The following is a 22,510-nucleotide window of genomic DNA, read 5'->3' as shown; positions in this document are numbered from 1 at the left end:
CTCAGGAGTGTTCGCCTTTTGCTCCAATCACCAGCTAGAAACTTTATAATATAGAAAATTACTTATCGTTCAGCGCTACTACTCCTGGAAGTTCTTTACCTTCCATGAATTCTAGGGATGCGCCTCCACCAGTTGAGATATGGCTCATTTTGTCTGCAAGATTGAATTTTTCAACAGCAGCCGCAGAGTCTCCTCCACCGATGACAGAGTATGTATCGGTAGCTTCTGCTAGGGCTTCACCTACTGCTTTTGTTCCGCCAGCAAATGCATCAAGTTCGAATACTCCCATTGGTCCATTCCAAATGACAAGCTTGGAGTTTTTGATTACATCCGCGTAGATTTCACGGGATTTAGGTCCGCAATCAAGGCCTTCCCAGTCGCTTGGAATTTCTTCAACAGGTACGATTTGTGTGTTTGCGTCGTTAGAGAAATCATCTGCTACAACCACATCCACAGGCATGTACATGTTTACGCCTTTTTCTTTTGCTTGCTCCATGAAGGATTTAGCAAGGTCGATTTTGTCTTCTTCCAATAAGGATTTTCCTACATCGTAGCCTTTTGCCTTGATGAACGTGTAAGCAAGTCCACCACCGATGATCAGGTTGTCCACTTTGTTTAGAAGGTTTTCAATTACACCGATTTTATCTTTAACCTTAGCTCCACCGATGATTGCCGTGAATGGGCGCTCAGGGTTGGAAAGGGCTTTTCCTAGTACTTCTAATTCTTTTTCCATTAAGAGGCCTGCTACTGCCGGTAAGTGCTGGGCGATACCTTCTGTGGAAGCATGTGCACGGTGAGCTGCGCCGAATGCATCATTTACATACACATCTGCAAGCTCAGCAAACGCTTTTGCAAGTTCTGGATCGTTTTTCTCTTCACCAGGGTAGAAACGAACGTTTTCTAATAAAAGAACGTCTCCCTCGCTCATGTCGTTAACGATGGCTTTTACGGAATCTCCGTAAGCTTCATCCGCTTTTTTTACATCTTTTCCAAGAAGCTCTTGTAGACGAGCTGCAACCGCGTTTAAGCGAAGCTCTTCGACAACTTGCCCTTTTGGACGTCCTAAGTGGCTTGCAAGCAAGACTTTCGCGCCGTTATCCACCAGGTGCTTGATTGTTGGCAATGCTGCACGGATACGGGTTTCGTCTGTTACTTGTCCGTCCTTCATCGGTACGTTAAAGTCCACACGGCAAAATACGCGTTTGCCTTTGACGTCGATGTCACGAATACTTTTCTTGTTCATCTTGAACGGCCTCCCTTTATAAGGAAATTTGGTTGGTACTGAGTGATTTCCGCTGCAGTCACTTGCTTTCCGCGGGCGGTCCGGGAGCCTCCTCGGCTTCGCCTGCGGGGTCTCCCATGTCCCTTCCTCCCGCAGGCGTCAAGTGACTTCCGCTTCAATCACATTATAAAGTCTCTTGAAAACATGAAAAGAGGGAGGGGTGTGTTCCCCAATCCCCCTCTACTTCACATGTCTTATTATAGAATGCTGATAAGGTTTATCCAAGCAATATCTTTTTGCTATGAAAATTATAGTCCTTTAGCAGCGATGTATTTCGCTAGGTCTACTACACGGTGAGAGTATCCGCTCTCGTTATCGTACCAAGAGATTACTTTAACCATGTTGCCTTCCATTACCATTGTTGATAATGCATCGATTGTAGAAGAATCAGGGTTACCATTGTAGTCACCAGATACTAGTGGCTCTTCAGAGTAACCAAGGATTCCTTTTAGTTCGCCTTCAGCCGCTGCTTTGAACGCTGCGTTTACTTCTTCAGCTGTTACGTCTTTATCAAGCTCAGCTACAAGGTCAACTAGAGAAACGTTTGGAGTTGGAACACGCATAGCTCCACCATTTAATTTACCTTTTAGTTCAGGTAATACTAGAGATACTGCTTTTGCAGCTCCAGTAGTTGTAGGGATGATGTTCTCAGCTGCTGCACGCGCACGACGGTAGTCTTTGTGTGGCAAGTCTAAGATTTGTTGGTCATTTGTGTAAGAGTGAACAGTTGTCATCATTCCACGTTTGATACCGAACTTGTCGTTCAATACTTTCGCGAATGGCGCCAAGCAGTTAGTCGTACAAGATGCGTTAGAGATAACGTTGTGGTTAGCTGCATCGTACTTGTCTTCGTTAACACCCATTACGATTGTGATATCTTCATCAGATGCAGGTGCGGAGATGATTACTTTCTTCGCTCCAGCTTCTAAGTGTTTCGCAGCGTCTGCACGCTTTGTGAAGAAACCAGTAGATTCTACTACTACTTCTACTCCAAGCTCACCCCAAGATAATTTCGCTGGGTCGCGCTCAGCAGTAACTTTGATTGTTTTGCCGTCAACAACTAGGTTGTCGCCGTCTACTTTCACGTCAGCAGCTAATTTGCCGTGTACGCTGTCATATTTTAAAAGGTGTGCAAGCATGTTAGCATCTGTTAAGTCGTTAACTGCTACTACTTCTACCTCAGAGTTTTTAAGTGCTGCGCGAAATACGTTACGTCCAATACGTCCAAATCCGTTAATACCAATCTTTACTGCCATGTTTATTTCCTCCTTAGTTTCTCTAAGAAATTTTTTGGGTGGCTTTTGTTACCCCGCATTTGATCTCCGCAAAAGACTTCGCTTTCCGCGGGCGGTCCGGGAGCCTCCTCGGCTACGCCTGTGGGGTCTCCCATGTCCCTTCCTCCCGCAGGAGTCTACGCCTTTTGTTCCAATCAAATGCTGATAGTCACTTAGCCTTTATAGAAGGGATGTTAGTCCCTAATTAACTCTTTTGCTGCTCCTTCATCCGTGATGAGGATGGTGTGGGGAGCTTTTTTTAGATACGCTTGAATCGCTTTTGCCTTTGAGGCGCCGCCGGCTACTGCAATCACACATTCTATCTTTTCCAAATCTGCGAGTTGCATTCCAACAGTCTGAACTTTATGCACCACTTCTCCGGCTTCGTTGAAATAGTATCCGAAAGCTTCAGCTACCGCATGGCTTTGTTCGATCTTACGCATGTTTTCCGGCGCTGTTTTACGGCGCTCTGCCATTGTTTTAGCGTCTCCAATTCCATGAATAACCATACTAGAATTTTTGATGAGAGAAATGACTTCTTTTATAGAAGGTTCCTCAATCATCGACTGGTAGGATTCATGGCTCAGCGAATCTGGAATATGCAAGAGCCTGTAGTCGCCTGATGCCTTTTCTGCCATAGTGGCACAAATGGTGTTCGACTGGTTTTGCACCTTCTCGCCAAGACCGCCTCGAGCTGGGACAAATAGCAGATTACGGTTTTTCGTGTCGGGCGTCATCATTTCCGCTACGGAGGAAACAGTCGTTCCACCTGCTACGGCAATGACATTTTCGTCATGGAATCGTTCTCGCATTGCGGATACACATGCACGACCGAGTTCCTTTTTCACCCAAGGGGATTGGTCACTGTCACCCGGAACCACGACAACTTTTGTAATCCCTAACTTTTCTTCTATTCCCGCTTCTAGTTGCTTTAAACCGGAAACTTCTTTCATAACCTCTTCCAGGTCTTTAATGAGGTATTCCCCTTCTTTCGTCAATGTCATGCCGGCTACACTGACGTGAATCAGGTTCTGCGCTTTAAGGAAATCAACTTCGCCCCTCAGCACCCGCTCACTCAAACCTAGACTGCCAGATAAACTTCTTCTTCCAATTGGCTGCATTAACCTTATGTATCTCAGGATTTCGTATCGCTTCTGCATAATGGAAAGAAGATCAGGCAACAATTTCTTTTGTACTTCAATAATCTGATTCATATAGCTTCCCCTTCAGAGTGTGTATTTTACCTGATGGACAAAATATCATCTGTCTGCTGGACATCAAATGTCCCACTGTGACATATTATGTCCCAGTAGCGGTAAAAAAAATCACCCTTGCTACAAGTTGATTGTAACAAAGGTGAAACCCTTATGCAACTAGGGTTTAGCGGATTTTTTCAAGTAAACGCTTTCTTACTTCTTCTTTGTTCACTTGACCATATGCCAGCATTTCTCCCTCGTGCTCTACTACCGGAATCATCAATTGATATTTTTCTAGTAGTGCGTCATCTTTATAAATATCAAATTCCTTTATTGTAAAATTTATTTCGGGCTGCAGCTCTTTTAATTTAGCTTTCGCTTTATCGCAAAGTGGGCAATCTACTTTGGTGTAAAAATGTACGTTCATTTTGCATCTGCCTTTCTAATCATACCTTTTTCTCATGGAAGACCCCGGGATGTTCAATATATCTCTATATTTAGCCACGGTTCTTCTGGAGATGGTTATATGATACTGCTTTTGCAGGATGTTTGTCAGCTGTTGATCCGATAGAGGCTTCTGTTTATCTTCTTTTTTAATTAGCTCTTCCACCAACTGCTGCACCTGCTTGGTTGATTTCTCTTCATCATGTTTGCCTGATAGACCCTGACTAAAGAAATATTTCAATTCAAACAATCCATACGGCGTCTGAACATACTTCTCCTTTGTCGCCCGGCTAACCGTGGACTCATGGATTTCAAGCCTTGTGGAGATATCCTTTAATGTTAGCGGTTTCAAAAATGATGGTCCATTGAGAAAGAAAGATTGCTGAGCTTGGAGGATCTCTTCCATCACTTTTACGAGTGTATGTTTGCGATGCTCCATCGATTTAACAATCCACTGACATTGCTGGAGCTTTTCCTGCAAATAAGATTCCAGTTCGTTTTTACTTTTAAGGGCGGACTCATACTGCTTATTTATTTTAATTTGTGGAATGATTTCTTCGTTTAATGACACGATAAAATGATTCTGCTGTCTTTGTACGATTAGATCCGGGGTGATATATTTTGGTTTTTCAACTGTTTCATATCTGTTACCCGGTCGCGGATTCAATTTTACAATTTCGTCGTGAATCGCCTGAATCTCTTTTAGGTTGATCTCATATTTCTTTGCGAGTGTCTTCCACGCTTTTTCTGCAAAAAGGGTAAAATCATTTTCTAAAATAGCTTCTGCCAGTTCGTTTCGGGGTGACTTTCTTTTTAGTTGGAGCAGGAGGCATTCTTGGAGATTGCGTGCTCCTATTCCTGCTGGCTCTAACTGCTTAATGGTAGTTATAATTTTTGTGATCGTTTGTGTTGTTGTTTTTAGTTGTTCCGCAATCGCAACTGGCTCTTCTTGTATATAGCCATTCTCGTCCATGTGTTCGATGATGCGCTTGGCAAGTTGTTTTTCTTCGGTTGTCATGTTCGTGTCGAGCAATTGTTGATCAATATATTGATGTAACGTTTCACCATGTTTACTGAAATTCTCAATGGAAAAGGTCTGTGTGGTGGTCGTTCCGATCTTCTTTGGTTTTAAACGTTGCACACGAGAAGAAGCAAGTTCCCTATGGATGGACGGTTCCTTCAAGTCCATAAGCGGGTTCTCGAGCGATTGCTCCTTCAGGAAATCCACCAGCTCCAATGTCGAATACTGCAACAACGTTATCGCCTGCTTCAACTCCTGCGTCATCGCAAGCCTCAACGACTGCTCCTGATACAAACCAACTGACTGCTTCATACATCCAACCCTCCTCCGGCCAACTTAAAAACTGTCTCTACCTATATTCTACATGACTTTTGGGAACTTGTAAGCTTTTTAAATCTTCCTTTAATTCACCTTTTGGGGTCAGACCCCGGCAGGATTTTCTCCACTTATGTCGAAGGGTGCGCTTTAAGCTGACGGTGCTAGCTGATTATTCTATTTTATTATGATGTTTGGGTTGTCATACTTAGTTTTGAGTGAATTTTTGCTGAAGTTTGGAGTGGGATTTCCTAGCAAAGTGGGAGAGAGGATGTTTATTTTCCGTTAGGTCTAAAATATTTTCCGTTTTGCTATTTTATTTTCCGTTACGGGTCATTTATTTTCCGTTATCCAATTATTTGATCCATAACTGCAAAAATACTTTCCGTTCCCATTAACCTGAAATGAAAAGAACAAAAGGCATCCCTTCATAAAGCTGGGATGCCTTTTAAACAAAATAAAAACCCAGTGTGCCGACACTGGGTGAGTAGATAATATGAGATAACGGCGCTTGTCCGTTACAAGTAATACTATAGCATGTTTCAAGATTACATTTCAAACGTAAGTTTTTCCAATTAATAATGGCGCGCTCGGAGGGATTCGAACCCCCGCATGACGCGGTACCGGAAACCACCGCTCTATCCCCTGAGCTACGAGCGCACGCTGCAAATGGAACTTTACTAATATACCAAATTATACACCAATTGTCGAGAGTCGGGCAATAGGAAGTCGCATCAGCAGAGGAATTAACTTTTAGTATAAACAGTTCGGTATCACAGTTTGAAGTTTAATCCTAACCCATACTGGATATGATTATTACATGGGGAAAAATGGGGGTATTTGCGATGGTTTTTATTTGACCATTCTTGACCTTGTATGTATGATAAAAGTACATAAAGATTTAGTAATACTTACTAATTGGTATAGGTTCGCTGAAGGTTTTCCCATTTTTACATAGGAGCCTATGTCGATAGAAACTTAAATTTTAAGGAGGAAAAGTGAGATGAACTTAATTCCTACAGTTATTGAACAAACAAGTCGTGGGGAGCGCGCGTACGATATTTACTCCCGTCTATTAAAGGACCGTATCATCATGCTTGGAAGTGCGATTGATGACAATGTGGCTAACTCCATTGTGTCTCAGCTTCTATTCTTGGCAGCGGAAGATCCTGATAAAGATATCTCTCTTTATATCAACAGCCCGGGTGGTTCCATCACAGCTGGTATGGCTATCTACGATACTATGAACTTTATTAAGCCGAATGTTAGCACAATGTGTGTAGGTATGGCGGCTTCCATGGGAGCATTCTTGCTTGCAGCTGGTGCGAAAGGCAAGCGTTTCGCGCTGCCTAACAGTGAAGTGATGATTCACCAACCACTTGGTGGAGCACAAGGTCAAGCAACGGAAATCGAGATTGCTGCTAAACGCATCTTGTTCCTACGCGAAAAACTGAACACCATCCTATCCGAGCAAACTGGCCAGCCAATTGAAGTGATTTCCCGCGACACAGACCGCGACAACTTCATGACAGCTGACCGTGCACTTGAGTACGGACTAATCGACAAAGTAATCCGTAACAATAACTAATACATTTAGCTGTTGATTGGAGCAAAACGTAGACTCCTGCGGGAAAGTAGCGGCAATGTTGAGACCCCGCAACGAAGTGAGGAGGCTCAAGGTCGCCCCGCGGAAAGCGAAGCCTTTTGCGGAAAACAACAGCGAGTTGTAACAGACATATAAAAACAAAAACCGGGCTTCCCAACAAGGGAGACCCGGTTTTTTAGCTCTCTTGTTGTACGTACTCTGCTAAAGCAGCAATCGCATCCTCTTCATCATGACCATCAGCAATCAATGTAATCGTAGCACCCGTGCTGATAGCTAAGCTCATCAAGCCCATAATACTTTTCGCATTTACCTTTTTCCCGTCTTTTTCTAAGAAAACCTCACTTGAGAAGCGGTTGGCTTCTTGTACGAAAAGTGCTGCCGGGCGTGCTTGTAATCCAGTTTTCAATCGAACATCCACTTGTTTTTGTACCATTATTATTCCTCCTCTATCTAATGTATAGTTGCTGGTTGGAGTCAGCTCGAAACCAAGTGACTCTCTCCAGTCTTATTTAACAGATTCCCCTGCTCGTAGTTTATCGGCAATCTCATCTATTTTCCGTAGTCGGTGATTGATACCGGATTTGCTGATGGTACCGCTCGATACCATTTCGCCAAGCTCTTTCAACGTTACATCTTGGTAGGTGACGCGCAGTTCCGCGATTTCACGAAGCTTGTCAGGCAAAATACCAAGGCCGACCGTGCTATCAATGAAACGGATATTCTCCACCTGACGGATCGCAGCACCAATCGTTTTATTAAGGTTGGCAGTTTCACAGTTCACAAGGCGATTAACCGAGTTACGCATATCACGCACAATTCGGATGTCCTCGAACTTCAGTAAAGCCTGATGGGCACCGATGATGCTTAAAAATTCTGCAATCTTTTCGGCCTCTTTCAGGTATGTGATATAGCCCTTTTTCCGCTCCAATGTTTTACTGTTTAAGTGAAACATATTCATCAGTTCACATAAAGATTCGTTATGTTCATGATAGAGAGAAAAGATTTCAAGGTGATAGGATGACGTTTCCGGATTATTCACCGAACCTCCTGCCAAAAAGGCCCCTCGCAAATAAGATCGCTTGCAGCATTTTTTGCTGATCAGCTCTTCTGAAATGTCACGAACGAAGGTGAAGCCATCCTTCAAGATTTTCAATTCATCCAAAATATAATGTGCTTGCTCGGCATAACGAACGATATAGACGTTATTCTTCTTTAATCTCATCTTCTTTCGTACAAGCAATTCGACACGCACATCATAAATCCTTTTTGTTAACGTATAGATTCTGCGGGCAATGGCAGCATTTTCAGTTTGAATATCCAAAATCAGTTTGCGATTGGAAAAAGACAATGAACCGTTCATTCGGATCAGTGCCGCAAGTTCCGCCTTGACGCAACAATCTTTTGTTTCTATGGTCGTTAATTCTTTTTTCGTTTCAGAAGCGTAGGACATTGGTTTCACCTCCATTGTGAATTTACTAGGTGTAGCCGAGGTGTTCGAACATTATCCCCTTAGCACCAGCAATGCATCCGTTTGCATTTAATTTTCGTCCAGTTTTATCATGGAGTACAATAATGCCGCTACCTTCTGGGTGTCATGACGGATCACTCCATCTTCGTATCGGATGATTTTATCATGAACTATTTCAAGTCCCAAATTAGATAAAGCAGCAATATCATACACTACAGGTGTAGCGAGTTCTTTTTTATAGCGAATGGCGATATCTTCAGGAATATCTTCTTCATTAACAAGAATGGTATCCATGAAGCGGCAACCTAGATGGTCATAAAGTGCCTTGACATGATCACTTGCCGTGTATTCAAGCGTTTCACCTGCTTGCGTCATAACATTGCATATATACACTTTTTTGGCGTGTGCGTTACACACAGCCTCTCCTATTTTCGGAACAAGCAGATTTGGCAAGATGCTTGTGTAGAGACTTCCAGGTCCGACAATGATTAAATCGGCTTTTTCTATCTCGTCAACTGATTCCTGCAAAGGCTCCACTTTATCGGGGGTAAGAAACACCCGCTTTATTTTCTGTCCGTTGGCCGGGATCTTGGATTCCCCGGTAACAATGGATCCGTCTTCCATTTCCGCATGTAAAATAACACTTTGGTTGGCGGCAGGCAAAACCTTCCCTCGAACGTTCAACACCTTGCTCATCTCACGAATGGCATGGACAAAGTCACCTGTGATGGTGGTCATCGCTGCAAGCAAGAGATTACCGAGTGAGTGGCCTGAAAGTCCGTTGCCAGTTGCAAAACGATGCTGGAAGAGATCCTCAATCAAAGGCTCCACATCCGATAATGCGGCAAGCACGTTTCGGACATCTCCAGGAGGTGGAATGTGCAGTTCATCACGCAATCTCCCAGAGCTTCCTCCATCGTCGGCAACTGTGACCACTGCAGTTATATCCACATCATAGTGCTTCAGGCCCCTTAGTAAAACAGGTAGCCCGGTTCCCCCACCTATGATGACAATCTTAGGTACTTTTTGACGTCTCATCAGTGTTTACCCTTTCGTTTCTCAATATCTCGGTGTGTTAGGAGTGTATCATACTCGTCCTTGAAATGCTTGGCAAAATACTCAGCTAAAGTCACAGAACGATGCTGCCCTCCCGTACACCCAATTGCAAGGACTAGCTGACTCTTCCCTTCTCGCTTATAGTAAGGAAGCATAAAGGTCAACAAATCCGTAAGCTTTTCCACAAATTTCTGTGTTTCCGACCACTTCAACACATAGGACGAAACCTCTTCATCAAGCCCTGTCATCGGTCTCATATGGTCAATATAATGGGGATTTGGTAAGAAGCGAACATCAAACACAAGATCTGCATCAATAGGAAGTCCATATTTAAAGCCGAAGGAAACGACATTCAATTTAAAAGTTTGTTTGGAGTGTGTGGCAAATTGTTTGAGGATTTTCTCTCTAAGTTCACGTGGCTTTAAGTTGGAAGTGTCCAAGATCAGTTGGGCACGGCCCTTTAGCTCTTCTAACAACTCGCGTTCATGTTCGATCCCTTCAAGCGGCAGACCTGATTTCGCCAAAGGATGCGCTCTTCTTGTTTCTTTATAACGTGTAACAAGAACAGAATCCTTCGCATCAAGGAATAAAATTTGCGGAGTTACCCAAGACAATTCAGAAATATCATCCAGCGCTTCAAACAGACTGTCGAAAAATTCACGTCCGCGTAAATCCATTACTAACGCCACTTTATTCATTTTATTGCCCGACTCTTCCATCAGCTCCAAAAATTTTGGAAGCAAAGTCGGCGGCAGATTATCAACACAGAAAAACCCCAGATCCTCTAGACTCTGAATGGCCACTGTTTTTCCTGCTCCACTCATACCAGTGATAATGACTAATTCTACATCACTGCTCGTACCTGTACTCATGTTTCTTCACTCCCTTTTTTTGTCTAATCAGTTTGGATCAAGTCGGTAGGACAACAGTTCAAAGTCCGGCGTATAAGTAAATGTCCCAAAAATCATGCCAGATCCTTTAATAAGGTAATCGAGAATATGGAAATCCCCAGGTGCCATCGGAAGTTTTGCGATGTCTTCCTGCTTATGCCACTCAATTATCCCTTCTTCTGATTCCTTAACATTCTGACCGTCGTACTCCGTTGCAAGGAATGTGAACATCATCCATTCAGATACAATATCCTTGCCTTCTTTTATTACAAATGTAAAAACACCCTTAAGGGCAGGATTTTTTAAGTAAATACCAGTTTCTTCGCGATATTCGCGCACTACGGAATCCTTTACAGATTCACCGTGTTCCATTTTTCCACCAGGTGCAACCCACCATCCACGACGCGGCTTTTGCAATAGTAGCACTTGGTCATCTTTCACTAGCACACAATTTGTTACTCTTTGCATGGTTACAACCCCTTTTGAGCTTGGCTGGTTGTGTTTTTTCTAATAACTCCTATAGATTTCCGTTCCTGGTGTTCGCTTTCCTAGGGGCGGTGCTTGAGCCTCCTCACAACGCTTCAGGGGTCTCAACCTACCGCTGTCTCCCTCAGGAGTCTCACACCATGCACTACAATCTATAGGTAAATTTGTATGAAATTTAAAACTAGCCAAGTGTATCATTTTTATTTTACAGCAAAAGTATTGATTAAGACACAGTAAAGTTCTACAAATTAGCAAACTGTGTGTCAGGATTTCTTACAGGTATCGATTCCAGTTTCCGGTTTAATGCGTGTAAACGCTTTACTTTTTAAGTATATCATAGCTGTATTTGGTATAGTAAACAAGCTGTAATGGGCGTAGGGGTTTGAGGGGGCATTGTAAAAAATTGATTTTAAAGAATTTTTCCGTTTGGAGTTCACTTACTTCAGGCGTATATTGGGCTTCTGACCTTTCCACATGAAAATTACTTGCTTCGAGCTTATAGAACGCTTTTATTCGACCTACCCACTTCAATACAATTCACTTCGCTATATAAAATTAGCCGCCCTCAGATACACGAAAAAAAGACATAAAAAAAGGACACGGGAAAAAGGGAACCCGTGTCATCCACTATATTTATAAAAGGGGGTCAATTACTATTTATATAATAACCGATTATTGTTTCAAAGCTGTTACAGATGCGTTAAGGCGCAATTACGTTTTGGTTAAAGGAAGATTTCGACATGCTTTTTTATAGTTCGACATACCTAGCACTCCAAACCTTTAGCCCATTATTTCGCTGCGTTTGCCTTAAGTTCTTCCACTAGCTCTTCTACATAATGTTGTGCACTTTGAGCCGCGATGCTTCCGTCACCTGTTGCCGTAACAATTTGGCGTAAAGTTTTCTCACGGATATCTCCTGCTGCGAAAATACCAGGGATTTTCGTTTCCATGCGCTCATTTGTTTCAATGTAACCCATGTCATTTGTGATCCCAAGATTCAAGAACGGTTTTGTCAGAGGAAGCATACCCACATAGATGAATACCCCGTCTGTTTGGAATTCTTGCTCTTCTCCATCTTTCGTGCTGACAAGTGTCACACTGCCAACCTTGCCGTCTTTTTCGTTAATTTCTTTGATAGTATGACTCCAGATGAAGTCAATTTTGTCGTTATCGAAAGCACGTTGCTGAAGGATTTTTTGTGCACGAAGTTCATCACGACGGTGAACGATCGTCACTTTGGATGCAAAGCGAGTGAGGTACACACCCTCTTCTACAGCAGAGTCTCCTCCACCTACTACTACTAATTCTTTATTTTTGAAAAACGCTCCGTCACATACTGCACAGTAGGAAACCCCGCGTCCGCCAAGCTCTTTCTCTCCAGGCGCACCGATTTTTTTGTACTCCGCACCACTTGAAATAATGACCGTACGGCCTTTGTAAGACTTGCTTCCAGCGTTCACAGTTTTATATTCTTTTCCATCGATTACTTCTTTTACGTCACCATATGCATATTCAGCACCGAATTTCTTCGCATGCTCAAACATTTTGGTTGATAGCTCAGGTCCAAGGATATGATCGAAACCAGGGTAGTTTTCTACTTCCTCTGTGTTCGCCATCTGCCCGCCAGGCATTCCGCGCTCGATCATCAATGTGCTTAAATTCGCACGTGATGTATAAACCGCAGATGTCATTCCCGCAGGTCCAGCTCCTATAATAATCACATCATAAATTTTTTCTTCTGTCATGTTGCCCACTCCTTTAACTCATTTGCTGCATTTTATGATAACCCTATTTTCATCGATTTTGATATATAATTACAGAATACCTTAAAAAGTATTCCCAGTTACTATCCTATATAACAGGGTGGTTGTCCGTCCAATTTTTTGCTCATGGGGAGTTTGGTGTAGTTTTTTTGACTTTTCGAAAGCTATGAGGACAATGTATTCACTATTTCGTAGGGTCTGGGATCCATTGACACTGTATGAGGACAATGTTTCTCTTTTTAGTCGGCTCAGGGGCTTCATTGGCAACCTATGAAGACAATGTTTCCTCTTTTTCACCTGCTCAGGGCTTCATTGACACCCTATGAGGACAATGTTCCCTCTTTTTCAGCGACTCAAGGCTTCATTGGCAACCTATGAGGACTATGTTCCCTCTCTTTCAGCAGCTCAGGGCTTCATTGACACCCTATGAGGACAATGTTCCTTCTATTTCTACCCGCTCCCTGGTTCACTGCGTTCCGTTTTTCCCCTTACTACCCTTTATGAACATGATTATGCTCAACCCTAAAAAAGCGATACCACATAAGACGATCGAAGTTACCAAAAACCAAGGAGTCGGAGCAGGACCGTTTCCAATCGGACCCACTCGAGGTTTATTTTCAAGATGTATTGCATATAAAGGAAGAGCAATCATAATCAATGAAAGCACCAATAATATGTATTTTCTCATCATTATCACCCCAACACTATTTTACCATTTTTTCCAAAATCGAGGTCTAACAACACAAAAAAACCGAGCACCACCCCTGCCCGGTTTTAAGAAAGTAGATCTTCTACCTTTTTAATATATTTTCTTAGCGTGCTTGCGGAAACCTCATATGTTTCCACTAACTCTTTCTGTGTCACAGCGTAGCCGTTTCCTTTGCTCCAGACGTAAGCGAATGCTGCTGCCCATGCTGGTGCGTTCGTAAAAGTAACAGCTTGTTTTAATGCTCTTGCATATAAATCAAACCATTCTTTTACAATCATATCAGCTTGTTTTGTATTTAATAGTGATGCAATTTCATACCCATTCACGACATTTACCGGCACATCTTTACGTTTCAATAAGGCAAACATGGCAAATTCACGGACTGTTGACGTGACGAAGGATTGTTCAAGTACATTTTTGACTGTAGTCTTGCTAGAAGTACTCGATTGGAAAATATGAAAAAGCTGTTCCGCTTCTTCTTCCTCAACCGTTTTATCCTCCAGTTGATTCCAAGGCTCCGTTCCGGCCTTTTCAGGATTCATTTCAAGCACTTTTGACCACGCCTGTTCCGCAACTGTAAAGCGTTCCGTTTGATATGCTGCACTTGCAAGCCAGAAATAAAACGTCGCATCTCCTTGAAAACCGTTTTTCTGCAAAGAACGCAACCACTTATAGGACAACTCGTGTCGACCAATCAATCCAAAAGTCGCTCCAAGCTTATAACGGTGTTCCACCAATATAGGTGTCACTTTCTCAAGTCGATTTGCTAGCTTGTTCATTTCCTTCACATTATTTTCGTAATGGAAAAAGACAAGCAAGTTACAAAGCGCATGCAAGTTTCCTGGGTTCTTTTCCAGCACTTCCTCCAGGACATCCCGAGCTTCTGCTAAATTCCCTTTGTAGAAGTAAGCTAAAGCCAGATTATTATACGCCGACCAGAATTGTGGATACTCTTGAATAATCTGTTCGAGAAGCTCTAATGCTTCATCAAGTTCCCCTTTTTCAAGCAAGCCTCTTGCATTTTCCTGCATGACAATGAGGTGGTCCTGACCATCCACATATTCTTCCGCTTCATCCACCTCAATTTCCAAAAGGTCGATCAAATCCTCGGTATCCTCGACAAATTCCCCGTCTGGCTCCATCGTTAAATATTCCTCAGCATGCTTTCTTGCCTCTTGGAATAACCCCAAGTAAGCATAGTTGTTAGCCAAAAAATAATGACAATCATGCATGTCCGGTGCCAAATCTTCAATAATATCTTCTAAAAGTTCATTAGAACGCTGATAGTCTCCTAGCTCGGTAAGCACAATCGCCAGCTGACACATGATAGATGCATCACTAGGTTTCATCGCCTCCGCACGTTGGAGCCATTTTCTTGCCTTATATAAATCCCGCTTCCGATAAGCACGGATTCCCTTTTGATAAAAATAATCGCCATTCTGCGCAAATGGGATGATCTTCGCAACTTGTTTCACATTCGGATTTTTTCCCATTATAGCCTCCATACATACTTACTTACCGTTCGTAGTATAACATAAGAGGGGTTGGAAAGAATAGGTGGGAAATTTTGATGTGTGCACTTCTATTAGACAWTTCRTTGGATTCCYCACTATGTTTGGTCGAATAGAACGCTTCTATTAGACATTTCATTGAATTTCCCACCATGTTCGGTCCTATAGTGCACTTCTATTAGACATTTCATTGGATTCCCCACCATGTTCGGTCCTATAGAGCACTTCTATTAGACATTTCATTGGATTCCYCACTMTGTTTGGTCSWATAGAACGCTTCTATTAGACATTTCRTTGRATTTCCCACCATGTTMGGTCCTATAGAACGCTTCTATTAGACATACCGTTAGAAATACCTGCTTTCTTCATGCGAAAAAAGCCTAATCCGAATAAAAAGACACCTTCAAAGTTGCCCGAAAGCAACCAAGAAAGTGCACCTTAAAGGTTCTATTGCTTTTTCGCATGCCGTTCCTCCAACACCGCCAATACTTCCTCCAAGCTCACGTCCTGCTCACGCAACAACACCATCACATGGAAAAAAAGGTCGGCAACCTCCCAAGTAAGCTCACCCCGGTCACGGTTTTTCGCAGCGATGATTACTTCTGCCGCTTCCTCGCCAACCTTCTTCAGAATCTTATCCACACCTTCTTCAAAAAGATAAGTAGTATATGAGCCTTCTGGCTTATCCACAGCACGGGATGCAATGACAGACTCTAAGCGTGATAAAATCGATGTTGTCCCTGAACCCGAGGCACTAATTTTACCTGCCACACCAGATTCCGCTCCAAGCACCACCTCATGAAAACAAGTCTCCTCCCCCTTATGGCATGCGGGACCATTTGGCTCCACCAGCACAAGCACCGCATCCTGATCACAATCGTAGCGCATCTCTACCACACGCTGCGTGTTACCCGAAGTTGCCCCTTTGTGCCAAAGTTCACCGCGTGAACGGCTCCAAAACCAAGTCTCCCTAGTCTCGACTGTTTTCACCAATGACTCACCGTTCATATATGCTAGAGTCAACACCTCTTTAGTAGAAGCATCTTGCACAATAGCCGGGACAAGCCCTTTTTCATCAAACTTGACTGCTTCTAGATTGATCATCGAACCTGCACCCCTTTCTCCTTTAGATAACTCTTCACTTCTTTTACACTCGTTTCTTTGTAGTGGAAAATGGAAGCTGCCAATGCTGCATCTGCCGCTCCTTCTTCAAATGCATCCAAAAAGTGAGACGCTTCACCCGCTCCACCAGAAGCGATAACCGGCACCGAGACAGCCTCGCTCACCGCTTTTGTCAACGCTAAATTAAAGCCTTTTTTCTCCCCGTCACTGTCCATGCTCGTCAATAATATCTCCCCTGCTCCCAACTTCACCGCTTCCTGAGCCCATTTCACCACTTCCCAATCCGTTTCCCTGCGTCCGCCATGTGTAAACACTCTCCAGGAACCGAGGTTCTCGTCATACTTAGCGTCAATTGCGACAACGATGCATTGTGAGCCAAAGTAATCTGCTCCGGCTTGGATCAAGTAAGGATTAAGCAAAGCCGCCGTATTTAATGAAACCTTATCCGCACCTGCACGCAACAGCCGCTTCATGTCATCAATAGAGTTGATGCCACCGCCGACAGTGAACGGAATCGCCAATTTCGCAGCCACCTGTTCGACCACATCCACCATCGTTTCACGACCTTCATGGGAGGCAGAAATATCAAGGAATACCAGTTCATCCGCACCTTCTTCATCGTAAAAAGCCGCAAGCTCCACCGGGTCTCCCGCATCTCGAAGTTCGACAAACTGAACCCCCTTTACCACCCGTCCTTCTTTTACATCCAGACAAGGGATGATACGTTTCGTCAGCATTTACTTCACCTCTTCCAATGCACTGGCGAGATTGATTTTCTCTGTGTATATTGCTTTTCCAACAATGGAACCAGTTACGCCATCGTCCGCAAATTTTCTCAACGCAATTAAATCATCCACTGAACTCACTCCACCAGAAGCAATGACAGATGCACCTGTCACACGCGCAAGCTCTACCGTCGCATCGACATTTGGCCCCGATAGCATGCCATCTGTTGCGATGTCTGTAAAAATAAAAGTTTCCGCTCCGGCATCCGCCAGCTCTTTTCCAAGCACGGTTGCTTTCACAGTAGATGTTTCCACCCAACCTTCTGTTGCCACATACCCATCCTTTGCATCAAGTCCGATCGCAATCTTAGCACCATATTTGACTAGCATCGCCTTCACAAAATCGGGATCATTAATTGCTGCACTTCCTAAAATAACCCGGTCTACACCGTTTTCTAAATAGCGCTCCACGTCCTCAGCAGTACGAATCCCCCCGCCAATCTGCACTTTCGCCGGCAGCTCGTTTGCCACCTGCAACACAAAACGGTCATTGACTGGTGAACCAGCCTTCGCACCGTCAAGGTCCACCATATGAATCCACTCTGCACCCTGCTCCACAAACGTTTTTGCCATATCAAACGGGGAATCACCATAGACCGTTTCCTTACTATAATCTCCTTGCAGCAGACGCACGCATTTTCCACCGCGCATATCAATAGCCGGATAAATGGTAAAACTCATATTATCGCTCCTCTTCCTTTACAAGGTTCACAAAATTTTTCAAGATTGCCAAACCAACACGGCTGCTTTTTTCCGGGTGAAACTGTGTCCCAAACACATTCCCGCGTCCCACCACAGCTGGCACCTGCACATCATAGGTACTGCTTGCCAATAGTTCCGCTTCAGCAAAATCTTTTACATAGTAGGAATGAACAAAATAAACGTAGTCCTCTGGCACACCCTCTAAAAGTGGGGATGCCTGTTGAAATTCAAGCTTATTCCAACCCATATGTGGTACCTTGTATGATGCACCTTCCGCTGTAACTCCAGGAAAGCGTTCCACCTTGCCTTTTAAAAGAGACAATCCCTCTGTTACGCCATTCTCTTCACTTTCCTCAAACAACAGCTGCATGCCAAGACAGATCCCAAGCAACTTTTTCCCCCGTGCTACTTCTTCTTTTATAAAAGAATCAAGACCTGTTTCTTGTAAAATAGACATGGCGTCACGGAACGAGCCTACACCTGGCAGGATAAGGCCTTCCGTTTCAAACAAGACATCCCGGTCATTAGAAATGACATACTTGACATCCATCCGCTCTAAAGCCTTGCTCACGCTATACAAATTCCCCATTCCGTAATCAATGATGCCAATCATCTTCTATAACATTCCCTTCGTCGATGGTACCCCTTTAACTCGCGGATCAATCGTCGTTGCTTCGTCCAGTGCACGACCAAGCGCTTTGAATATTGCCTCAATAATGTGGTGTGTGTTCGTACCATAATGGACAATCACGTGAAGGTTCATGCGAGCCTCTAAAGCAAGCTTCCATAAAAATTCATGCACAAGTTCGGTATCAAATGTGCCGACCTTCTGACTTGGGAATTCCGCTCTCATTTCAAGATGAGGACGGTTGCTTAGATCTACAACAACTTGTGCAAGCGCCTCATCCATTGGCACAAACGCGTTTCCGTATCGTTTTATCCCCACTTTATCCCCAAGAGCGTCTTTTAACGCCTGACCTAGACAAATCCCGATATCCTCCGTGGTGTGGTGATCATCAATATCCACATCCCCATTTGCTTGCAAGTCCAGATTAAACTGGCCATGCTTTGTAAAAAGATCCAGCATATGAGTCATAAAAGGAACAGGCGTTTCAAGCTTTGCCGCACCTTCTCCATCTATTGTAAAAGAAAGCTGTATTTGCGTTTCTTTCGTATTTCTCTCCAAACTAGCTGTTCGTGTCATCAGTATGTCTCCTCACTTTTCCTTGTTAGTAAATCGCGATTCCACCGCACGGGCATGCGCTTCTAAGCCCTCTAATCGCGCAAAAGCCGCAATCTTATCCACATTCTCTTTTAAAGCCTGTTCACTATACATAATCACACTGGATTTTTTCACAAATTCATCCACAGATAATCCACTGGAAAAGCGGGCTGTGCCGTTAGTAGGTAACACATGATTCGGCCCGGCAAAATAATCCCCAACAGGCTCTGAACTGTATCTTCCTAGGAAAATAGCTCCGGCATGTTTGATATACGGTAAAAGATTCATTGCCTCAGCTGTCATCACTTCCAAATGCTCTGGTGCCAGCTCATTGACCACACGAAGAGCTTCTTTCATCGTATCCGTTACAAAAATAGTGCCGTATGCTTCAATTGAAGCTCGTGCTATTGCCTCACGCGGAAGTGTGGATATTTGATGTTCTACTTCTTGGGCAACCTCTTCAGCAAGTGATCTAGAAGTAGTAACTAGTACGCTTGATGCCCGTTCATCATGCTCTGCCTGAGATAATAAGTCCGCCGCAATCTCGTTAGCTCGTGCCGTCTCATCCGCCAGCACCACAATTTCACTAGGTCCGGCAATACTGTCGATATCCACAAGTCCATATACTTCTTTTTTCGCAAGTGCCACAAAGATGTTACCAGGTCCAACGATTTTATCCACAGCCTGAATTGTTTCCGTTCCGTAGGCAAGGGCGGCGACCGCTTGTGCTCCACCCACTTTATAGATTTCATCCACACCTAGAATATCCGCTGCCACGAGCACCCCTGCAGGCAATGTGCCATCTGCAGAAGGAGGACTCACCATCGCAATCCGCTCTACTCCTGCCGCTTGTGCCGGTATGACATTCATCAACACGGACGAAGGATAGGCCGCTTTACCACCGGGTACGTAAACACCAACCGCATCGAGTGCCGTTACTTGTTGTCCCAGAATCGTGCCATCTGGTTTTGTGGATAACCACGACTGTTTTACCTGTTTTTGATGAAAATCGCGGATATTATCAGCTGCATTGTGGATAATGTTGATAACTTGTGGAGAAAGTTGTTGATAAGCTGCTTGGATTTCTTCTTTTGTGACTTTTAATGTGGATAGTGTTGCACCATCCCATTTTTCCGTGTATGAAAACAGAGCTTTATCCCTTTGTTCTTTGACTGTTTGTAGGATTTGTAAGACTGCATCACGTTGTTCTCGTGTTCCCTGATCAATCGAACGGCGCAACGAAACCGATTCGCTCACCTTTTTTATCTTCATCATTTTTACACCTCTCCAACTACCTCTGCTAATCTATCCACAAGTTCATCTATCTGCTTGTCTTTTAACCGGTAACTCACAGGGTTCACAATCAATCGCGACGTGATATCCACAATTCGCTCAAATTCCACTAATCCATTCTCTTTAAGCGTTCGTCCGGTGGATACGATATCCACAATTCGGTCGGATAACCCAATCAACGGTGCCAATTCAATAGAACCGTTCAGCTTTACAATCTCCACTTGCTCCCCTTGTTCACGATAATAGCTTGAAGCAATTCCAGGATATTTCGTTGCAATTTTAGGAGCTACATCTTTCATTTCTGTTCCAGGCAGCCCTGCCACCGCCAAGTAGCACTCACTGATTTTAAGATCGAGCACTTCATATACATCGCGCTCTTCTTCTAACATCACGTCCTTGCCCGCAATTCCGACATCTGCCACTCCATGCTCCACATATGTGGTCACATCCATCGGCTTTGCTAAAATAAAGCGCATGTTTTCATCGGGTACTTCAATGATTAGCTTTCTAGAATTCTCTAGATCGGGAGGGATTTTATAACCCGCTTGAACAAGCAACTGAGCCGCTTCTTCAAAAATTCTCCCTTTTGGCATCGCAATCGTTAATACGCTCATGCTTCGCTCTCCTTTCTAGCTTTTCCAAGAAAAAAGGTTACATCGCTGAAGGACGCCGTGCATGCATCTACATTTTCCACACCTGCAATGTCTTGAAGGATTACTTTTTCCCCTGCTTCTCTTTTGGAAGTGGCAAATGCGATTGCCTCTTCTCTTCTTTCTTGACTGAACAATACTCCGTGTATCTGCACTTCCGCCTTTTTCACACCTTTTGCTTCTAAAAGGCGGTCTAAATGGATTCCGAACCCTGTTGCCGATTTCTCGCGGTTGAATTTTTGGAACAGCTTATCATATCTTCCGCCATTTCCAATCGGAAAGCCTATGTTTCCTGCATACGCTTCAAACACAATCCCTGTGTAATAACTCATATGACTGACAATGTTTAGATCCAGTTTCACAAACTCTGCGACACCATAAGCTTCTAACATCGTCCAAAGCTGCTCAAGCTCTTGTATCGCTTTTTTACCCGCCTCTCCATCCAGCACTTCTTTTGCTAGCTCAATGTTGGACGAATCTCCTCTTAACGTTAATAGATTTAGAAGGCGTTTTTTATCGATGGAGGATAGCGGCAAGTTTTTCACATGCTCGCGATACCCTACGTAATTTTTTTCATATAAGTATCTTCTTAAGGTTGCCGCCCGCTCTTCATTTCCGACAATATCGAGAAATATCTCCTGCAAAAATCCGATATGACCAATCGCGACAGTAAAAGTTGATAACCCTGTGTTTTTGAGAAGTGCTACAAGCAAAGCAATCATCTCGGCATCGGCACTCATAGAACGGTCACCAATGCACTCCACACCTATTTGCTCAAATTCAGCTGGTCGCCCCGCTTCATTTTGTTGAGCGCGGAAAACATTGGCCGAGTATGCAAGACGTTGCGGATAACCTTCATTTAACAGTCTGGAAGCCGCGACCCTAGCAATCGGTGCCGTCATGTCTGGTCTTAACACGAGCGTATGTCCTTGCTGATCTAGTAACTTGAAAAGTTGCTGATCGAGGATAGCGGATGCTTCACCCACCGTCTCGTAGTATTCAAGTGTCGGGGTCTCCATAAACTGATAGCCCCATTGACTAATTTCTGCTGTCATCGTGTTTTTAACGTTCTGTTTTGCTTCATATAAGGAAGGAAGCGTGTCCCGCATTCCTAGTGGTTTTTCAAACATGAATAGTTTTGACATGTGGATACCCACCTTTTATAATAATCTGAAATCCTTTAGTTCGCTAATATGGTAACATACTAACAAAATGAAGCTTTTTGGTCAAGTATTAACGGTTCGGGTTGTGTCTTCCTCTATTTTGGGTAAAAAAAGGCACTTTATCCTTGGAGACAAAGTGCTAGTTATGTTGGACATCTTGATTGAATTAGTGATTGAATAATTGATGAAGACCTCACTGTTGTAAGGGCTTAATAACGGTTATGAAGACTTCTTCGGCTCAAAATTTTGGCTAGGCAGGTCTTCATACAGGGTATGAACTGCCCCCCGTCAAGTAGACACTCGAAATAATAAAACAAGACTAAGCTGTCTTAGCCCTGTATTCTAAAGGGCTAAGGCCGTTTAATCGTTTTTGATAACGGTCATGATTATAAAAATGAATGTACTCATCAATCGCCTCTTTAAGGTCCTCAAACGTTTCATATTTCTCTAAATAATACTTCTCGCATTTCAATGTCCCCCAAAAAGACTCTATTGGTCCATTATCAATACATCGTCCCACTCGGGACATACTATGAGTCATCTTTGCTTTAT

The 22,510-nt window shown here is 43.6% G+C and carries 23 protein-coding genes and 1 tRNA gene; 1 reads left to right on the top strand and 23 read right to left on the bottom strand.

Features of this window, described 5'->3' with window-relative positions:
* Positions 1–58: 58 nt before the first annotated feature.
* The 6 genes from FZC76_RS15425 to FZC76_RS15400 all read right to left on the bottom strand — a co-directional run bounded on the left by FZC76_RS15425 (position 59) and on the right by FZC76_RS15400 (position 6,192).
* Positions 59–1,243 carry a phosphoglycerate kinase gene (locus FZC76_RS15425; protein ID WP_060665409.1) on the bottom strand — a complete coding sequence of 395 codons (1,185 nt, stop codon included), beginning with the start codon at positions 1,241–1,243 and terminating at the stop codon, positions 59–61.
* 287 nt (positions 1,244–1,530) lie between these two features.
* Positions 1,531–2,538, bottom strand: a complete 1,008-nt coding sequence (gap, locus tag FZC76_RS15420; RefSeq protein ID WP_148989079.1) for a type I glyceraldehyde-3-phosphate dehydrogenase — start codon at positions 2,536–2,538, stop codon at positions 1,531–1,533.
* Positions 2,539–2,750: 212 nt separating this feature from the next.
* Entirely contained in the window at positions 2,751–3,770 is a 1,020-nt protein-coding gene (locus FZC76_RS15415; protein ID WP_148989078.1) for a sugar-binding transcriptional regulator, read from the bottom strand.
* 166 nt (positions 3,771–3,936) lie between these two features.
* Entirely contained in the window at positions 3,937–4,179 is a 243-nt protein-coding gene (locus FZC76_RS15410; RefSeq protein WP_148989077.1) for a glutaredoxin family protein, read from the bottom strand.
* A gap of 15 nt (positions 4,180–4,194) precedes the next feature.
* Complete coding sequence (gene rpoN / locus FZC76_RS15405; RefSeq protein WP_148989076.1) at positions 4,195–5,529, bottom strand: RNA polymerase factor sigma-54; 1,335 nt, start codon at positions 5,527–5,529, stop codon at positions 4,195–4,197.
* Positions 5,530–6,114: 585 nt separating this feature from the next.
* Positions 6,115–6,192: transfer RNA gene (locus FZC76_RS15400), tRNA-Arg, on the bottom strand.
* Positions 6,193–6,535: 343 nt separating this feature from the next.
* On the opposite strand from FZC76_RS15400, the gene clpP reads away from it, so the two are divergent.
* Positions 6,536–7,120 carry an ATP-dependent Clp endopeptidase proteolytic subunit ClpP gene (gene clpP, locus FZC76_RS15395; RefSeq protein ID WP_060665404.1) on the top strand — a complete coding sequence of 195 codons (585 nt, stop codon included), beginning with the start codon at positions 6,536–6,538 and terminating at the stop codon, positions 7,118–7,120.
* Between the two features lie 193 nt (positions 7,121–7,313).
* On the opposite strand, the gene FZC76_RS15390 is transcribed toward clpP, so the two are convergent.
* From FZC76_RS15390 to FZC76_RS15310, 17 genes are all read right to left on the bottom strand, one after another.
* Positions 7,314–7,571, bottom strand: a complete 258-nt coding sequence (locus tag FZC76_RS15390) for an HPr family phosphocarrier protein (RefSeq protein ID WP_148989075.1) — start codon at positions 7,569–7,571, stop codon at positions 7,314–7,316.
* A 72-nt stretch (positions 7,572–7,643) separates the two neighbouring features.
* Entirely contained in the window at positions 7,644–8,588 is a 945-nt protein-coding gene (gene whiA / locus FZC76_RS15385; RefSeq protein WP_148989074.1) for a DNA-binding protein WhiA, read from the bottom strand.
* Positions 8,589–8,675: 87 nt separating this feature from the next.
* The gene (locus FZC76_RS15380) at positions 8,676–9,644 is read right to left on the bottom strand and encodes a gluconeogenesis factor YvcK family protein (RefSeq protein WP_148989073.1); all 969 of its coding nucleotides are present in this window, start codon (positions 9,642–9,644) and stop codon (positions 8,676–8,678) included.
* The gene (rapZ, locus tag FZC76_RS15375; RefSeq protein ID WP_148989072.1) at positions 9,644–10,534 is read right to left on the bottom strand and encodes an RNase adapter RapZ; all 891 of its coding nucleotides are present in this window, start codon (positions 10,532–10,534) and stop codon (positions 9,644–9,646) included. Before rapZ ends, FZC76_RS15380 begins: the two co-directional genes overlap by 1 nt.
* Before the next feature lie 27 nt (positions 10,535–10,561).
* Positions 10,562–11,020 carry an 8-oxo-dGTP diphosphatase gene (locus tag FZC76_RS15370; protein ID WP_060665399.1) on the bottom strand — a complete coding sequence of 153 codons (459 nt, stop codon included), beginning with the start codon at positions 11,018–11,020 and terminating at the stop codon, positions 10,562–10,564.
* Positions 11,021–11,826: 806 nt separating this feature from the next.
* Complete coding sequence (gene trxB / locus FZC76_RS15365; protein WP_148989071.1) at positions 11,827–12,783, bottom strand: thioredoxin-disulfide reductase; 957 nt, start codon at positions 12,781–12,783, stop codon at positions 11,827–11,829.
* A gap of 484 nt (positions 12,784–13,267) precedes the next feature.
* Positions 13,268–13,492, bottom strand: a complete 225-nt coding sequence (locus FZC76_RS15360; RefSeq protein ID WP_148989070.1) for a hypothetical protein — start codon at positions 13,490–13,492, stop codon at positions 13,268–13,270.
* An 83-nt stretch (positions 13,493–13,575) separates the two neighbouring features.
* Positions 13,576–15,003, bottom strand: coding sequence for a tetratricopeptide repeat protein (locus tag FZC76_RS15355; RefSeq protein WP_187442095.1), 1,428 nt, complete (start codon positions 15,001–15,003; stop codon positions 13,576–13,578).
* A gap of 465 nt (positions 15,004–15,468) precedes the next feature.
* Complete coding sequence (gene hisIE / locus FZC76_RS15350; protein WP_392396846.1) at positions 15,469–16,125, bottom strand: bifunctional phosphoribosyl-AMP cyclohydrolase/phosphoribosyl-ATP diphosphatase HisIE; 657 nt, start codon at positions 16,123–16,125, stop codon at positions 15,469–15,471.
* On the bottom strand, positions 16,122–16,880 hold the full coding sequence (hisF, locus tag FZC76_RS15345) for an imidazole glycerol phosphate synthase subunit HisF (protein WP_148989068.1): 759 nt from the start codon (positions 16,878–16,880) through the stop codon (positions 16,122–16,124). Before hisF ends, hisIE begins: the two co-directional genes overlap by 4 nt.
* On the bottom strand, positions 16,881–17,609 hold the full coding sequence (gene hisA, locus FZC76_RS15340) for a 1-(5-phosphoribosyl)-5-[(5-phosphoribosylamino)methylideneamino]imidazole-4-carboxamide isomerase (protein ID WP_148989067.1): 729 nt from the start codon (positions 17,607–17,609) through the stop codon (positions 16,881–16,883).
* Position 17,610: 1 nt separating this feature from the next.
* The gene (gene hisH / locus FZC76_RS15335) at positions 17,611–18,243 is read right to left on the bottom strand and encodes an imidazole glycerol phosphate synthase subunit HisH (RefSeq protein ID WP_148989066.1); all 633 of its coding nucleotides are present in this window, start codon (positions 18,241–18,243) and stop codon (positions 17,611–17,613) included.
* A 3-nt stretch (positions 18,244–18,246) separates the two neighbouring features.
* Positions 18,247–18,834 (bottom strand): imidazoleglycerol-phosphate dehydratase HisB, encoded by a 588-nt coding sequence (hisB, locus tag FZC76_RS15330; protein ID WP_148989065.1) that lies wholly within the window; start codon positions 18,832–18,834, stop codon positions 18,247–18,249.
* 12 nt (positions 18,835–18,846) lie between these two features.
* Complete coding sequence (hisD, locus tag FZC76_RS15325; protein ID WP_148989331.1) at positions 18,847–20,124, bottom strand: histidinol dehydrogenase; 1,278 nt, start codon at positions 20,122–20,124, stop codon at positions 18,847–18,849.
* Positions 20,125–20,129: 5 nt separating this feature from the next.
* Positions 20,130–20,759 (bottom strand): ATP phosphoribosyltransferase, encoded by a 630-nt coding sequence (hisG, locus tag FZC76_RS15320; RefSeq protein WP_148989064.1) that lies wholly within the window; start codon positions 20,757–20,759, stop codon positions 20,130–20,132.
* Positions 20,756–21,940: an ATP phosphoribosyltransferase regulatory subunit gene (locus tag FZC76_RS15315; protein ID WP_148989063.1), complete on the bottom strand. Its 1,185-nt coding sequence runs from the start codon at positions 21,938–21,940 to the stop codon at positions 20,756–20,758. The genes hisG and FZC76_RS15315 overlap by 4 nt, the downstream gene beginning before the upstream one ends.
* A 337-nt stretch (positions 21,941–22,277) precedes the next feature.
* Positions 22,278–22,510: IS3 family transposase (locus FZC76_RS15310; protein WP_148989062.1), on the bottom strand; the 233-nt coding region annotated here is incomplete at its 5' end.

Source organism: Sutcliffiella horikoshii (assembly GCF_008180725.1).
GTDB lineage: Bacteria > Bacillota > Bacilli > Bacillales > Bacillaceae_I > Sutcliffiella_A > Sutcliffiella_A horikoshii_B.
This window is presented reverse-complemented; position numbering and strand designations above follow the sequence as displayed.

Bases quoted from the DNA above. Each gene is read 5' to 3' on its own strand.
- FZC76_RS15425 (WP_060665409.1), bottom strand. From the start codon at position 1,243: ATGAACAAGAAAAGTATTCGTGACATCGACGTCAAAGGCAAACGCGTA.
- gap (WP_148989079.1), bottom strand. From the start codon at position 2,538: ATGGCAGTAAAGATTGGTATTAACGGATTTGGACGTATTGGACGTAAC.
- FZC76_RS15415 (WP_148989078.1), bottom strand. From the start codon at position 3,770: ATGAATCAGATTATTGAAGTACAAAAGAAATTGTTGCCTGATCTTCTT.
- FZC76_RS15410 (WP_148989077.1), bottom strand. From the start codon at position 4,179: ATGAACGTACATTTTTACACCAAAGTAGATTGCCCACTTTGCGATAAA.
- rpoN (WP_148989076.1), bottom strand. From the start codon at position 5,529: ATGAAGCAGTCAGTTGGTTTGTATCAGGAGCAGTCGTTGAGGCTTGCG.
- clpP (WP_060665404.1), top strand. From the start codon at position 6,536: ATGAACTTAATTCCTACAGTTATTGAACAAACAAGTCGTGGGGAGCGC.
- FZC76_RS15390 (WP_148989075.1), bottom strand. From the start codon at position 7,571: ATGGTACAAAAACAAGTGGATGTTCGATTGAAAACTGGATTACAAGCA.
- whiA (WP_148989074.1), bottom strand. From the start codon at position 8,588: ATGTCCTACGCTTCTGAAACGAAAAAAGAATTAACGACCATAGAAACA.
- FZC76_RS15380 (WP_148989073.1), bottom strand. From the start codon at position 9,644: ATGAGACGTCAAAAAGTACCTAAGATTGTCATCATAGGTGGGGGAACC.
- rapZ (WP_148989072.1), bottom strand. From the start codon at position 10,534: ATGAGTACAGGTACGAGCAGTGATGTAGAATTAGTCATTATCACTGGT.
- FZC76_RS15370 (WP_060665399.1), bottom strand. From the start codon at position 11,020: ATGCAAAGAGTAACAAATTGTGTGCTAGTGAAAGATGACCAAGTGCTA.
- trxB (WP_148989071.1), bottom strand. From the start codon at position 12,783: ATGACAGAAGAAAAAATTTATGATGTGATTATTATAGGAGCTGGACCT.
- FZC76_RS15360 (WP_148989070.1), bottom strand. From the start codon at position 13,492: ATGATGAGAAAATACATATTATTGGTGCTTTCATTGATTATGATTGCT.
- FZC76_RS15355 (WP_187442095.1), bottom strand. From the start codon at position 15,003: ATGGGAAAAAATCCGAATGTGAAACAAGTTGCGAAGATCATCCCATTT.
- hisIE (WP_392396846.1), bottom strand. From the start codon at position 16,125: ATGATCAATCTAGAAGCAGTCAAGTTTGATGAAAAAGGGCTTGTCCCG.
- hisF (WP_148989068.1), bottom strand. From the start codon at position 16,880: ATGCTGACGAAACGTATCATCCCTTGTCTGGATGTAAAAGAAGGACGG.
- hisA (WP_148989067.1), bottom strand. From the start codon at position 17,609: ATGAGTTTTACCATTTATCCGGCTATTGATATGCGCGGTGGAAAATGC.
- hisH (WP_148989066.1), bottom strand. From the start codon at position 18,243: ATGATTGGCATCATTGATTACGGAATGGGGAATTTGTATAGCGTGAGC.
- hisB (WP_148989065.1), bottom strand. From the start codon at position 18,834: ATGACACGAACAGCTAGTTTGGAGAGAAATACGAAAGAAACGCAAATA.
- hisD (WP_148989331.1), bottom strand. From the start codon at position 20,124: ATGAAGATAAAAAAGGTGAGCGAATCGGTTTCGTTGCGCCGTTCGATT.
- hisG (WP_148989064.1), bottom strand. From the start codon at position 20,759: ATGAGCGTATTAACGATTGCGATGCCAAAAGGGAGAATTTTTGAAGAA.
- FZC76_RS15315 (WP_148989063.1), bottom strand. From the start codon at position 21,940: ATGTCAAAACTATTCATGTTTGAAAAACCACTAGGAATGCGGGACACG.